This is a genomic window from Planctobacterium marinum, assembly GCF_036322805.1.
GTDB classification, from domain to species: Bacteria; Pseudomonadota; Gammaproteobacteria; order Enterobacterales; family Alteromonadaceae; genus Planctobacterium; species Planctobacterium marinum_A.
Genome location: NZ_AP027272.1, coordinates 3,847,094 through 3,861,485, shown reverse-complemented (window position 1 = coordinate 3,861,485; position 14,392 = coordinate 3,847,094). Strand labels below are relative to the sequence as shown.

The 14,392-nt window shown below is 45.6% G+C and carries 13 protein-coding genes; 11 read left to right on the top strand and 2 right to left on the bottom strand.

Annotated features, from left to right (window positions below):
• Window positions 1-91 precede the first annotated feature (91 nt).
• Both AABA75_RS17100 and AABA75_RS17095 read left to right on the top strand, forming a co-directional pair.
• Window positions 92-1,222 (top strand): alpha/beta hydrolase, encoded by a 1,131-nt coding sequence (locus AABA75_RS17100; protein ID WP_338293958.1) that lies wholly within the window; start codon window positions 92-94, stop codon window positions 1,220-1,222.
• A 223-nt stretch (window positions 1,223-1,445) separates the two neighbouring features.
• On the top strand, window positions 1,446-2,648 hold the full coding sequence (locus tag AABA75_RS17095; RefSeq protein WP_338293957.1) for a right-handed parallel beta-helix repeat-containing protein: 1,203 nt from the start codon (window positions 1,446-1,448) through the stop codon (window positions 2,646-2,648).
• A 99-nt stretch (window positions 2,649-2,747) separates the two neighbouring features.
• Here the strand turns inward: AABA75_RS17095 and AABA75_RS17090 are convergent, their stop codons facing one another.
• Complete coding sequence (locus AABA75_RS17090) at window positions 2,748-4,391, bottom strand: methyl-accepting chemotaxis protein (RefSeq protein WP_338293956.1); 1,644 nt, start codon at window positions 4,389-4,391, stop codon at window positions 2,748-2,750.
• 208 nt (window positions 4,392-4,599) lie between these two features.
• Here AABA75_RS17090 and queA point away from each other — a divergent pair, with 208 nt between their 5' ends.
• The 6 genes from queA (at window position 4,600) to AABA75_RS17060 (ending at window position 11,289) form a co-directional block, all read left to right on the top strand.
• A complete protein-coding gene (gene queA, locus AABA75_RS17085) occupies window positions 4,600-5,634 on the top strand; it encodes a tRNA preQ1(34) S-adenosylmethionine ribosyltransferase-isomerase QueA (protein WP_338293955.1) in 1,035 nt (344 codons plus the stop codon).
• A 165-nt stretch (window positions 5,635-5,799) separates the two neighbouring features.
• On the top strand, window positions 5,800-6,921 hold the full coding sequence (tgt, locus tag AABA75_RS17080; protein WP_338293954.1) for a tRNA guanosine(34) transglycosylase Tgt: 1,122 nt from the start codon (window positions 5,800-5,802) through the stop codon (window positions 6,919-6,921).
• A gap of 24 nt (window positions 6,922-6,945) precedes the next feature.
• Window positions 6,946-7,281, top strand: a complete 336-nt coding sequence (yajC, locus tag AABA75_RS17075) for a preprotein translocase subunit YajC (RefSeq protein ID WP_338293953.1) — start codon at window positions 6,946-6,948, stop codon at window positions 7,279-7,281.
• 63 nt (window positions 7,282-7,344) lie between these two features.
• Window positions 7,345-9,189: a protein translocase subunit SecD gene (secD, locus tag AABA75_RS17070; protein ID WP_338294875.1), complete on the top strand. Its 1,845-nt coding sequence runs from the start codon at window positions 7,345-7,347 to the stop codon at window positions 9,187-9,189.
• Window positions 9,190-9,198: 9 nt separating this feature from the next.
• The gene (gene secF / locus AABA75_RS17065) at window positions 9,199-10,140 is read left to right on the top strand and encodes a protein translocase subunit SecF (protein WP_338293952.1); all 942 of its coding nucleotides are present in this window, start codon (window positions 9,199-9,201) and stop codon (window positions 10,138-10,140) included.
• Between the two features lie 195 nt (window positions 10,141-10,335).
• Window positions 10,336-11,289, top strand: coding sequence for a hypothetical protein (locus tag AABA75_RS17060; RefSeq protein ID WP_338293951.1), 954 nt, complete (start codon window positions 10,336-10,338; stop codon window positions 11,287-11,289).
• A 56-nt stretch (window positions 11,290-11,345) separates the two neighbouring features.
• On the opposite strand, the gene suhB is transcribed toward AABA75_RS17060, so the two are convergent.
• The gene (suhB, locus tag AABA75_RS17055) at window positions 11,346-12,119 is read right to left on the bottom strand and encodes an inositol-1-monophosphatase (protein ID WP_338293950.1); all 774 of its coding nucleotides are present in this window, start codon (window positions 12,117-12,119) and stop codon (window positions 11,346-11,348) included.
• 181 nt (window positions 12,120-12,300) lie between these two features.
• Between suhB and trmJ the strand changes: the two genes are divergently transcribed.
• The 3 genes from trmJ (at window position 12,301) to iscR (ending at window position 14,386) form a co-directional block, all read left to right on the top strand.
• The gene (gene trmJ / locus AABA75_RS17050; protein WP_338293949.1) at window positions 12,301-13,032 is read left to right on the top strand and encodes a tRNA (cytosine(32)/uridine(32)-2'-O)-methyltransferase TrmJ; all 732 of its coding nucleotides are present in this window, start codon (window positions 12,301-12,303) and stop codon (window positions 13,030-13,032) included.
• A 5-nt stretch (window positions 13,033-13,037) separates the two neighbouring features.
• Window positions 13,038-13,805 (top strand): serine O-acetyltransferase, encoded by a 768-nt coding sequence (cysE, locus tag AABA75_RS17045; protein WP_338293948.1) that lies wholly within the window; start codon window positions 13,038-13,040, stop codon window positions 13,803-13,805.
• Between the two features lie 95 nt (window positions 13,806-13,900).
• Entirely contained in the window at window positions 13,901-14,386 is a 486-nt protein-coding gene (gene iscR / locus AABA75_RS17040) for a Fe-S cluster assembly transcriptional regulator IscR (protein ID WP_338293947.1), read from the top strand.
• Window positions 14,387-14,392: the final 6 nt, after the last annotated feature.

The following is a 14,392-nucleotide window of genomic DNA, read 5'->3' as shown; positions in this document are numbered from 1 at the left end:
AAGGGTGGTTTTCTTCCCCTTTGAGATAGTGCTACCGATTTTCCGGTTAGCTTCGCTTTGAGAATATTATCGATTTGTTATAGGGAAATTCATGAGAAAAGCGCTAATTAAATTTACATTATTACTTCTGGTGTGGACTCATTGTGCTGTCTTTGCCGCAGGTGTCATCAATATTGAAGAAATTGACATTGACAGTGCGGTGCTGGGTGAAGAACGCAGAATTCTGGTTTATCTACCGGCAGAATACGAAAATAAAAAGCAGCACTTCCCTGTGTTGTACATTACCGATGGTGATATCCAGGGAATGCACACCAAGGGCACCCTGGACTTTATGTCTAAGTTGGATCAGTCTCCCGATATGATTGTGGTTGGTATTGTTAGTCCAAGGCATATTCGCAATCAAGACCTGACATTGGTTGCTGAAAGTCCCGAGCAAAAAGGAACCTTCGAAGGTGCGGACCGCTTTCTCATGTTTATTGAAGAAGAAGTTATTCCCGTCGTAAAAACCAATTACCGTACCTTAGATTATCAAGCACTATCAGGCACATCCCACGGAGGGCAATTTGCTATTAATGCGATGATAAAACGGCCATGTTTATTTGATGGCATCATTGCTATCAGCCCTTCGTTGTACTGGAATGAAAAACAGCTGCTCAAATTGAGTGAAAAGGCCCTCAAAGAACGCCAACTTAAAGGGCGGTTATTTCTTTCCATTGCTGATGAAGAACCGATCATGACCGAGCCTTTTGAGCAGTTGGTTAATTTGTTTGCACACCATTCAAATGAGCAATTAATGGTTAAAGTTAAGAAGTTCGAAGAAGAAAATCACGATTCTACGACTTTGCCGGGCCAGTATCACGGATTGAAGTATTTGTTCAACGAATGGCCATTGCCGAAAACACCCATGACGCTAAATGATCTGCAAGCTCATTATGCCACCAGGTCTGCATTGTTGGGCGTCGATTTGGTTATCCCTGAAGATAGAGCCAATGGTTATGGACAGTGGTTGATCTATTTAAACCGCGAAGAAGATGCGCTAAAACTGCTGGAATGGAATCGGTCCACCTATCCTCAATCTCTGGACACTCACGTTGCTTTAATCAAAGCATATCTGCATTTTAATCATGCTGAGCAAGCCAAATCGTCGCTTGGTAAAGCGCTAAAGACTGTTAAAGAAATAGATGAAGCTCAGAGGCAACTGCTTCAGGGCTTAGTTTTGTAAAAAATATAATCACAACGACTCGGAAAATCTCGCCGGGTTGTCGTGACTACAGGGGGGGGGCGATTTTCTCGGTCTTGATCTTGACACAGCGACATTTTGATTGTGCTGTCTTGCAATGTTTTTTCATTCCCTTGCGTTACAAATTGTAAAACTTGTGTTTGTGGGTCCGTGCTAGGCTTACGGTAGTTTTTTAAGCGCAATAAATTACACGGAGAGTTTTACAATGAGAGGTTTTTTAGTTTCCGCAATGTCATTAGCTGCTGTATTTAGCTTACTTCCTGGTTTTGCAACAGCCGAAAATCAATATCAAAGTGATGCTGAATGTGATGTGGTGATCCCATCTAACCAGCACTTATTGGATGGAGAAACATCGGGTATTGATTCCGGCGCAACAATTTGCCTGGCTGCGGGTGAACGTGGACCATTGAGAATTAGAAACGTTCTCGGCTCTGAGGAAGCGCCTGTAGTCATCAGGAACGAGCAAGGAACCGTAACGACGACCCCATATGAATACAGTATTGCGATAGAGGGTTCAAAGTGGTTGAGATTAACTTCAATTGCGCCGAGTGAAAGTGAGTCCTATGGGATTAAATTAGGAGGCACATTAAGTATTGGTGCGCTAAGTGAGAAGATTGAAATTGATCATATCGAAATTTATCGAGCGCGCTTCGCCGGCATGCTAATTAAGACTGACCCGAATTGTGATAGTGCAACCTGGGCAGAGAATTTCACCATGTCTGGTATCAAGATTCATCATAACTACATACATGATACCGAAGAAGGTGAAGGCATGTATGTCGGCTACACAGGTTTGCAACGAAACTTGGAATGTGAAGGGGTAGCCACGACAGTTTACCCTCACAAACTGCAAAATGTGGATATTTCGCATAATGTATTGGAAAACATTGCCGCGGATGGCATTCAGCTCAATTCGGTGTTGGGAGACAGCAGAATTAGTCAAAACCGGATATACCGCACCGGGGTGAGTCCATTTTCCCCCTATTGGCAAAACACTGGAATTCAGGTTGGGGGCAGTGACGTCGAGGTGTCTGGCAATCTGATATTCAAAAGCGGTGGTAACGGCATGATGTTGGATGGTGATGCATTAACGGTGAAAGACAACCACATTCTATATGCTGGTGAAAACGGCATTTTTGCTAGAAACCCTGCCCAGCAAAATGCAGAGATTAGTAATGGCGAACCACATCAGTATAAGAACAACTTGATTGTACAGAGCACCAGCTATGGAATTAAGCTATATGCAGTCAATACCGTTCGCCCACATCAAATTACAGACAACAGTATTGAAAATTTCGGGCAAGTGGATCAAGCGGGCAGGCCAATGACCTTTTCATATCTCAATAGCGACGTGCTGGTTGACGAAAACAACAATCGACATTATATCGTTTCAGAAAAAGCGCAATAAAGCGCTCTAAAAAGGCTGCAGATATAAACAGATTAGTTTGTGCTGTTGCGAATTGGGTGGCCGGTTCTGGTTGACCTGCCACTTTCGCTTGTCTAAGACCTAATGTCCTTTTTTCTGCCCCATCAATTGAGCAATCAGCGCCGCCATACGGTTTTTTACTTCGGTGAGTACCACATTGTCGTCATTACAACTTTTGGCGTGCTGTTCGTTTACCGCAGCGATTTCTGCCAATCCGAGAATGTTTTTTTCGATTTCCATGGCCACATGAGATTGTTCAGCAATGGCATCAGCAATTTGTTTGTTGAGTTCGTTGATCTCTTTAATGGACCCCGTTACCGATTTGAGGTTGCTGTCGGCTTCCAGTACTTTATCTACGCTTACCTGTGAATTCTGTTCACCTAACTGTATGGCGGCTACCGCGTTTTTAGCCCCGGTTTGTACGTTGGCTATAATGTCCTGAATTTCTTCTGTGGATTGCTGCGTTTTAGCGGCCAGGGTGCGCACTTCATCGGCGACTACTGCGAAGCCTCGGCCTTGCTCGCCAGCGCGCGCGGCTTCGATAGCGGCATTGAGCGCCAGTAAGTTGGTTTGCTCCGCAATACTTTTGATCACGTCCAATACCGTACCCACATTTCGGGCGTCTTCATCCAGTTTGTTGATAACTTCAGCTGTGTCGTTGATTTGCCCGGAAGAGTGGGTGATGGTATCGATGGTTTCCTGCATAACTTTAATACTCTGTGAGGCAAAATCGTCTGCTTGTGAAGCGGCCACAGAAGCATCATTAGCGCTGTCAGTAATTCGGCGCGCCATATCAGTCATGCTTTGCATCGATGTGCTCACTTTATCTGTACCGCGATTCTGGTCTTTAGCACCCAAATCAATGGCTTTGGCACTATCTCGCAGACTGGATGACACATGATCAAGGTCATTTTGCACTTCCGCCATTTCGTTACAGATGTTGTTGAGACTGCGTCGTAACAACTCAATCGCCTTTGACATCTGGCCGATTTCGTCATCGCGATAAAAGCTCAACTCTTCATTGAAATTACCTTTGCTCACTTTACGTAAATGACCGATTAAGGCGGTGGTAGGCTGTATGATTTTGCTGTTCATAAACAGCACGCTTCCCGCCATACTCAAAATAATGGCCAGCAAAATGATAAAGGTTCCCCAAAACGTGGTGGCATTGGCACGGGTGGAAAGTTGTTCACTTTCCTCCATACCCTTGGAATGCAGGGACTCTGATAGTTGTTCCAGTAATTTAGTGGGTTCTCTGTCTATGCCTCGAACTGCATCGTCACCCGCCTTGTGGGAGAAGTCACTTTGGATAAATGCCTGATAACCAGTTTCGTATTTTGGTTTTAACTGTTGGTGAATATTCCTGAAGCGCCGCATTTGCTCCAGGTATTGTTCGTCTAATTGCAGTTTTAGGAAGGCGCCTGCGTCTTGTTGTACTTGTTCATGACGATCCAGAACGCGTTGCCAATACTTTTCTCTATCGGAGGTTTTATGTCCTCGCAGCAAGACGTTTTTCCACTCCTGCACCTGGCGTTTGAAATTGAGGTTAATACTGTCTGCCATAGTCATGGCGCTGACTTCCTGTGTTATCAGTTGGTCATATTGTTCGATTTTTCCGGATAACATTGCAGAAATGATGAAAGCAATGACCCCCACGGATAGTATCCCTATTCCCAAAAGTGAGAGTATTTTGGTACGTAAGTTTTTAAATCTGTTGGGCACCATAACCGCCTTCCCCCCGCTGTGCTTAACCGCTGGCACACCATTGCCATAGGCTCAGGAGTATATGTGTGGATTATTACGGATATATTAACTTTACAACTGTCGCTCAAAAAGTAAACGAGTTAAATTTACACCAGTTCAGGATGGGAAAGTTTGCGACAGTAGATTCAACAACGTAAAATCCGAGCAATTGATTAAGGAATCCTATTTTATGCAACTTTCTGACTTCGCTTTTCACTTGCCGGAAGAGCTGATTGCCAATTATCCACCGGAAAACCGCACCGATAGCAGGTTACTGCATCTACAAGGGCCTGATGGCAGCATTAACCACAAGCAGTTTCCGGACATTCTGGAACTGCTCAATCCGGGCGACTTGATGGTGTTTAACAATACTCGGGTGATTCCTGCCAGATTGTTAGGACAAAAAGCCTCAGGCGGAAAGGTGGAAGTGTTGGTGGAACGGGTATTGGATGAGCATCATGTGTTGGCTCACGTGCGTGCCAATAAATCCCCTAAACCCGGCAATATACTAGAGTTGGAAGGGGCTATTCAGGCAGAAATGGTAGAGCGTCAGGATGAGCTATTTCGCTTGCGCTTTATGCATGAGGAAAGCGTGTTTGATTTACTGGAAAAACACGGCCACATGCCTTTGCCGCCCTATATTGAAAGGCCTGACGAAGAGCAAGATAAAGAGCGTTATCAAACCGTGTACAATGAAAAACCTGGCGCTGTTGCTGCACCTACGGCTGGGTTGCACTTTGATGATCAACTGTTAGCCGCCATTAAAGACAAGGGCGTGAACATCGCTTTTGTCACGCTACATGTAGGCGCGGGTACGTTTCAGCCGGTGCGCGTAGATAATATTCAAGAGCACAAAATGCACTCGGAATATGCAGAGGTGCCACAAGAGGTGGTAGATGCCATTCTGGCGACTAAAGCAAACGGAAATCGCGTTATTGCTGTAGGTACCACTTCTGTGCGTTCCTTGGAATCGGCAGCGCAGGCGGCTTCAGATAGGGTAATTGCTCCCTTTAGCTCAGATACCTCCATCTTTATCTATCCGGGGTATGAATTTCAGGTGGTGGATGCCATGGTGACAAATTTCCATTTACCGGAATCTACCCTGATCATGTTGGTAAGCGCCTTTTGTGGACAGGACAACATTTTGCATGCTTACAAGGTTGCTGTTGAAGAGCGTTACCGTTTTTTCAGTTATGGCGATGCCATGTTTCTGGAAAAGAAGTGAGGTTTTTAGAAAAGCAGTAGTTTTTTACAACAGCCTCGATAACAATCCGGTGGTGCTACCAATTAGGGTTGGCACCAACCGGGTGATTTCGTTTATAATCCCGCAGTTTTGGTGGTATCGAAGGTTTTCGAACCGCTGTCATTTTTATCAAAAGCAAGATTTATCATGCAATTTGAACTGTTAAATACACAAGGTAAGGCGCGTCGTGGCCGCCTCAAATTCGAGCGCGGTGTGGTTGAAACGCCAGCGTTTATGCCTGTTGGCACCTACGGCACCGTGAAAGGGGTGACGCCCGAAGAGTTGGAAGACACGGGTGCTCATATTTGTCTGGGCAATACCTTTCACTTGATGCTGCGTCCGGGTACTGAAATCATGAAGCTGCACGGCGACCTGCACGATTTCATGCAATGGCAAAAGCCAATTCTCACCGACTCTGGTGGTTTTCAGGTATTCAGCTTGGGTCAGCTGCGTAAAATTTCTGAAGAAGGTGTGACATTCCGCTCACCCATTAATGGCGAAAAAATTCTGTTAACGCCAGAAAAATCCATGGAAGTGCAACGAGATTTAGGCTCCGACATCGTTATGATCTTTGACGAGTGTACGCCTTATCCGGCCACGTACGAAGAAGCCAGAAAATCGATGGAGCTGTCTCTGCGCTGGGCAAAGCGTAGTAAAGAGGCACATGAGGGTAATCCTTCAGCGCTGTTTGGTATTGTACAGGGCGGCATGTATGAAGATTTACGGGATGTGTCGCTGCAAGGTTTAGTGGATATTGATTTTGATGGTTACGCCATTGGCGGACTATCGGTGGGAGAACCCAAAGAAGATATGATCCGCGTTTTGGATCACACTGCCTGGAAAATCCCCGAGCACAAACCGCGCTACCTGATGGGCGTGGGTAAGCCCGAAGATATCGTTGAAGCGGTGCGCCGCGGTATCGATATGTTTGATTGTGTTATGCCTACGCGAAATGCCCGCAATGGTCACTTGTTTGTACCGGAAGGCGTAATCAAGATACGCAACGCCCGCCACAAGACAGATACGGCACCTTTGGATGAAACTTGTGATTGTTACACTTGTAAAAATTATTCCAGGTCATATCTACATCATCTAGATAAGTGCAATGAGATGTTAGGCGCTCGCCTGAATACCATCCACAATCTGAGATATTATCAGCGTGTGATGGAAGGCTTGAGAAATGCCTTAGACAACGATCAACTAGATGATTTTGTTGCAGATTTTTATAACAAGTTGGGACGACCGGTTCCAGCGTTAGAAGAAAATTAATCACTTTTAGGGAATGTAAAACTCATGAATTTCTTTATTTCAAATGCTTATGCTCAATCCGCTGGCCAAACTGGTGGCGGTGGTATGGAAATGCTCGTTATGTTGGGTATTTTCGGTTTAATTTTTTACTTTATGCTTTACAGACCACAAGCCAAACGCGTTAAAGAACACAAAAACCTGATTGGCTCATTGAGCAAAGGCGATGAGGTGTTGACTCAAGGTGGTATGGTTGGTCGTATCAACAAGGTAACCGAAGAAAAAGATTTCATGGAAATTGCGTTAAACGATAGCGTGACTATTGTGGTGCAAAAATCTGCGGTTTCTGCCGTTCTCCCTAAAGGTACGATGAAAAACATCTAAACCTGTTTTTCAGCTACCCCAAAAAAAGGGCGCAAGCCGATTATGAACAACAATAGAACTGCCATTTTAAACCATACGCCTATGTGGAAAGCCATACTGGTTTTCCTCGTTGTGGCGTTTTTTGCGCTGTACGCCTCACCGAATCTTTACGGTGAAGATCCGGCCGTACAAATATCTGCTGAGCGCACAGCACCTATTGATGCGGCATTATTAGACCGCGTTCAGGAAATACTTAAAGAGCGAAATATCGTCGCCAAAAGTGTCGCCTTAGAAGATCAGAAAATACTTGTGCGTTTAGCGGATAACGATACCCAGCTTAAAGCGCAGGAAGCATTAGATATTGCGCTTAGCGATGATTACATCGCGGCCATTAACCTGGCACCAGCAACACCAGATTGGTTGAAGTCTTTGGGCGCATCACCCATGAAACTGGGGCTGGACTTGCGCGGTGGTGTTTACTTCCTGATGGAAGTGGATATGGATACAGCGCTCAATTCTAAACTAGAAGATACTGTGTCTGATTTTCGGACTGCGTTGCGAGAAGAAAAAATTCGCTATCGTCGGGTGGTAAAAGAAGGCAATGTGGTTGAGATTCAATTTCGCGATGAGGAAACGAAAGATCAGGCTAAATTCTTCTTGCGCAACAATCGCGGCGATTGGCAATACGTAGACAAGGATGATCTTACCTTAGTGGCGCAAATGTCCGAGCAAACTTTGGCTGAGACCAAAGATTACGCCATTAAGCAAAACATCACTATTATGCGCAACCGGGTTAACCAGTTGGGTGTGGCAGAGCCTGTAATCCAGCGTCAAGGCCCTGACCGCATTGTTGTGCAATTGCCAGGTATCCAGGATACCGCAAGAGCAAAACAAATCCTAAACGCAACGGCAACTATCGAATTGCGCATGGTGGACCAAGACAACGATCTTAGCAGTGCCTTATCTGGTCGTGTGCCAGCGGGTTCACAACTCATCGAAGATGAGAACGGCACTCCAGTGTTACTTAAAAAGCGCGTTATGCTCACCGGAAATCATATTGTTGATGCCAATTCCGGCGTTGACGAATATGGCCGTCCGCAAGTTAGCATTGGTCTTGATTCTGAAGGTGGCAGCAAAATGACCAGGGGAACTCGTGACAATGTAGGTAAACCCATGGCTACCGTATTCATTGAATACGAACCTACTCGCGAGCGCACAAAAGAAGGCAAGCTGAAATTTGAGAAAAAAGAGCGTGTGATCAGTGTTGCTACAATTCAGGCGGTGCTTGGCAGCAGTTTCCGTATTACCGGACTGGACTCACCTGGTGAAGCCCGCAACCTCGCATTATTGCTACGCGCAGGTGCCTTAATAGCGCCTATTCAAATCGTAGAAGAGCGTACAGTTGGACCTAGCTTGGGTCAGCAAAATATCAGTCAAGGTACAGATGCTATCGTGTTGGGCTTTGTGCTGGTGCTGGCTTTTATGTTGATTTACTACAAGGGCTTCGGTGTGGTGGCCAATGTTGCTTTGGCCGCTAACCTGGTGTTGATTATTGGTGTTATGTCTCTGATCCCCGGCGCAACGCTGACCTTGCCGGGTATGGCGGGTATTGTATTAACAGTGGGTATGGCGGTAGATGCCAACGTACTGATTTTCGAGCGTATTCGGGAAGAGTTGCGAGATGGTCGCAGTCCCCAGCAGTCCATACACCACGGATATGACAGCGCATTCTCGACCATTTTGGATGCCAACATTACCACCTTGATTGCAGCACTGATTTTGTTTGCTGTTGGTACCGGACCAATAAAAGGCTTCTCGGTTACCTTAATGGTGGGCATTATCACTTCAATGTTTACGGCTATCATCCTGACCCGCGCTATTGTAAATAGTGTCTGGGGTGGTAAACGTTTAACGAAATTGTCAATTTAAGGAACTGCAATGCAATTATTGAAACTAAAAGAAACCGTTTCTTTTATGTCATTGCGAGTACCAGCAATGATATTTTCGGCGGTTTTAATGCTCGCCTCAATAGCTAGTCTGGCCACTAACTCATTGAATTGGGGCCTGGATTTTACCGGGGGAACCTTGGTAGAAGTTGGCTATGATCAGGAAGCAAATTTGCCGCAAATTCGTGAGCAACTGCAAGCTTCAGGTTTTCCTGATGCAGTAGTACAAAACTTTGGTAGTAGCTCAGAAGTACTCATTCGTCTTGCACCAAGAGACAATGTTAAAGCGTCTGAGTTGAGTAACCAGGTAATGGATGCACTGAATCTGGAAACCAGTAATATCCGTCGAGTTGAGTTCGTTGGCCCTTCTGTAGGTGAAGAACTGACAGAGCAGGGTGGACTTGCCATGCTGGTGGCGTTGTTGTGTATCTTGGTGTACGTAGCCATGCGCTTTGAGTGGCGTTTTGCACTGGGTTCGGTTGTGGCATTGGCTCACGATGTATTGTTAACCTTGGGCTTATTCTCATTCTTGCAATTAGAGTTCGACCTGACGGTACTGGCTGCTGTTCTGGCAGTGATCGGTTATTCCCTTAACGACACCATTGTGGTCTCAGATCGCATCAGAGAGAATTTCCGTAAAGTTCGTAAAGGTGGGCCGGAAGAGATTATCAATATCTCCCTGACTCAGACACTGAACCGGACCATCATCACGTCAATGACTACTATCTTCGTATTGTTGGCCTTGTTCTTTGTTGGTGGGGCACTTATCCACGGATTTGCTACGGCTTTGCTGTTTGGTGTTTTCATCGGTACCTACTCCTCCATCTATGTAGCGAGTCTGGTAGCTCTGATGCTAGGGATCAGCAAAGAAGATCTCATTCCGGCGGAAGTTGAAAAAGAAGGTGAAGAGCTGGAATCTACGCCTTTTAACTAGATAATAGCTAAATAAAAAACCGGGCTCTGCCCGGTTTTTTTATGTCTGCATAAAAGGTTAAGTTCCCATCAAAGTAAAAAATATGAGCTAACTTCCTACATTTGTGGTTAATAAATTGTCAAATGTTGTTATTCTGTCGATTATTCGAAGTACGTCAGAGCGACGTGAATTAGCTACGCAAATACAGGTAGGTATATGAAGTTTCTCAATAAATTATTGATTACCATTGCATTGTTTGTATCTGTGAATACTCACAGTGTAGAGATTTCAGAACAGGATTGGCTGGCGCTTTCTTATGCACTTAAAAGTGAGCCAAGAGACAACGATAATCTACCGGACAGACCTAAATCCCCAAAAGATATTATGTTGGTGAGCCAATTTATTGAAGTGCTGAAATGGCAAAAAGACTTTACTGCAAAACAGTTGCATCAACTCAACAAGTGGCGTCGCTCAGACGCCGTGCTGGTGGTATTAAAGGACGCGGGTGAAGCAAAAACTGTGGCGAATATTAGTGCCGAAGCTAAAGCCACCTTTCTGGCGATTCAGTCGCGTGCCGTTGCCGATGAAGTCTACGAAAAGTGGCAGGCCAACGAATTTACAGCTGCGGACTTAGCTGGTTTTACTGGTCACAAAGGCCAGGCAGTATTTAAAACTTTTTTCAATCGTTTGCCGCTATACCTGCAAACCGGCTTTAAAGACTGGAGTGTTGAGCAGCTGCAAGACTCAGAAGAGTTGCGCAACCGGGACTACAGCGCCATGTTGGCGCACATGGCAAGCATGCTGGGCGATGTAGAAGTCGCCAATTTCCTATTGCAGCAAACGGCTTCTGAACATACCTTGGCTTTTCTTGAGCAGATCCCGGAATACTTTTCTGAACCGGAGCAGGTAACCTTACTAAAAAACGCAGCAAATAATCGCAAGCTACGCTCTAAGAGCTTTAACTTACTGGCTCAGCATTTTGCCAAAGATACCTCGGTTTCTATTTTGATCGCAGAGGCGTTGAAGGACAGGAGAGACTACTGGCAAGCGTTGAATCTGGTGCCGGCATTCGTAAAAGCCAATAACTCGGTGGCATTTGAGAATATCTTGAAAGAACTTCCCGAAAGTCAGCAGCAACAATTGCGTATGCGTTTAAAGCAGAAGAATTGATTTTTGCTTGAAAAAAAAGGGCAGCCATTGGCTGCCCTTTTCGATAATGGTGCACTCTATTTGAGGTGCTTCACAATTCCTTGCACGATTTTAGGGTTGCCGGCAACCACTTGCTCGTTCTTGAAGTACTGATGGCCACCACCGAAATCAGAAACCAAACCACCGGATTCACGTACCAGCAATTCACCAGCTGCGATATCCCAAGGCTTGATGCCTTGTTCCCAATAGCCATCGTAACGACCCGCAGCAACATAAGCCATATCCAACGCTGCTGAGCCAGAGCGGCGCACATCGCCGGCTTCTGCAAACACTTTACTGAATCTTTCCAGAGATTCGCCTAGTAATTCTTTATTTTTAAAAGGAAAGGCAGTAGCGAGTACCGTACCGTCCAGCTCCTTGCGGTGACCAACGCGAATACGAAAACCGTTTAACTGGGCGCCATTCCCACGACTGGCAGTAAATAGCTCGCCACGTAGCGGGTCAAATACTACGGCTTGATCTAATTTACCTTTGTATTGCAGTGCAATGGAAACACAAAAGTGAGGAATGCCCTGAACAAAGTTAGTGGTGCCATCCAGTGGATCGATGATCCATTTAAAGTCTTCATTGCCTTCGGTCAGGCCGCTTTCTTCACCCACAAAGGTGTGATCGGGATAAGATTGTTTGATTTTGGAGATGATGGCTTGTTCTGCTTCTTTATCTATCTTTGTGACAAAGTCATTGGCTCCCTTGCTCTCAATTTCTAAATTGTCCCGAGATTCAAAGTTTCGAGCGATAATGTTACCAGCAGTACGAGCAGCGCGTACCGCGATATTCAACATGGGATGCATAGCGATATCCTGTAATTAAAAAGCCATCTGGATTGTGGAAAGAGCATAACGCACCAATATTTTGTGGCAGTGCGTATTTCGGCGCGGAATCTAACAGAAAAATTGCCTAAAATAAACACAATTTTTCATTATTTGCTTATGCTATTATCACGCACTTTGTAATTGAGATTAGAGTTTTGCTTTGAATAATATCCGAATTGTTCTTGTTAACACCTCCCACACTGGCAACATCGGTTCTACCGCAAGAGCCATGAAAACCATGGGGTTGAATGATTTGTATTTGGTTGATCCTGTAAGTGCTCCTGATGGACAGGCCAGTGCGCTGGCAGCAGGTGCAGGTGATGTCCTTGCCAACGCGAAGACGGTATCTACTCTGTCTGAAGCTATCGCAGATTGCGGATTGGTTGTCGGGACAAGTGCTCGTTCGCGCACCCATAGTTGGCCTATGTTAAATCCTCGTGAGTGCGGACGGAAAACCGTTGCAGAGTCGGCAAATTATCCTGTTGCGATTGTGTTTGGACGGGAGAATAACGGTCTCAGTAATGAAGAGCTGCAACAGTGCCAATACCATGTATTTATCCCTGCCAATCCAGAATACAGCTCTTTGAACCTGGCGGCTGCCGTACAAACTATATGTTATGAAGTACGCATGGCTGGGTTGGAGAAAAGCGGAGAACTTAACGAGGAAAGTGCGCAACAGCCCACCTCAGAGGAATATCCACTGACGGAAGACCTGGAACGCTTCTACGTGCACCTGGAAAAGACTCTGTCTGGCACGGGTTTTATTATTCCCCAACATCCTGGCCAAGTCATGATGAAGTTGCGCAGAATGTTTAATCGCGCCAGAGTGGAGAGCCAGGAATTGAATATTCTCAGAGGGATCCTTACTTCCATAGATAAATCGGTTAAGTAATCGTTATGTTTGCTGGAATCAAAGAAGACATTGCCAGCGTGTATCACCGTGATCCGGCGGCGCGCAATAATTTCGATGTGTTAACTAACTATCCTGGACTACATGCTATCTGGTTGCATCGTGCCAGCCATCGTTTATGGCGCAAAAACTGGTTGTGGTTGGCCCGTTTTATTTCTACTTTTGCGCGATGGTTAACGGGGATCGAAATTCATCCGGGGGCGACTATCGGTAAACGCTTTTTCATTGACCATGGCATGGGCGTGGTGATCGGAGAAACCGCCGAAATTGGCGATGATGTTACCCTTTACCATGGTGTTACGTTAGGCGGAACCAGTTGGAATGTTGGCAAGCGCCATCCCACCTTAAAAGATGGCGTGGTAGTTGGCGCCGGGGCCAAGGTATTGGGACCGATAACCATTAATGAAAATGCCAAGGTTGGCTCTAACTCAGTGGTGATTAAAGATGTGCCCAAAGAGACTACCGTTTTGGGTATTCCGGGACGCGTAGTGTCTAAAGCGAATGGCAATGCTCAGTCGCAACGAGACAAAATCGCCAAAAAATATGGCTTTGATGCTTATGCTGTATCGCCTGATAATCCCGATCCGGTGGCGAATGCCATTGGCCTGATGCTGGAACATCTGCACCTGGTAGACAGTAAGGTGGAAGACATGTGTGGTGAGATCAATAAAATGGGGGGCAATGTCTGTGACAAGAAATTCCCTGAGTTGAATCTTCCAGATTTCCTGAATGATGATTTCGATCCCAAAATCTAGTAAAACGATAATACTTGAGTAAAATACTCGGGTATTATCTTGACTGCGTTTGTCAGCTATGTGACTATCGCAGCAGTTTTAGTCGGGAATCCCCTATGAAGTTAACATCGAAAGGCCGCTATGCAGTGACAGCTATGCTGGACGTGGCTTTGCATTCGGAAAAAGGACCAGTACCACTGGCCGATATTTCTGAGCGACAGGAGATCTCACTTTCTTACCTCGAGCAATTGTTTTCCAGGCTGCGCCGGGAAAAGCTGGTGACCAGTATCCGCGGTCCGGGTGGTGGTTATTTGCTTGGACGTGACCCTCAAGATATTGCGGTAGGTGAAGTAATTAAAGCGGTTGATGAAACCGTTGACGCCACCCGTTGTCAGGGGCAGTCTGATTGTCAAAACGGAAACCGTTGTTTGACCCATAATTTATGGCAGGACTTAAGTGAGCGCATCGAGGTATTTTTAGATGGCATCACACTGGGCGAGTTAGTCACTAACGCATCAGTTCGTTCTGTCGCCAAACGCCAGGATGCTGATAAGTCTAAACGCAGCAACAGTGATAAAATAGAAATTAGTTTGCAATTGTAATTGGTA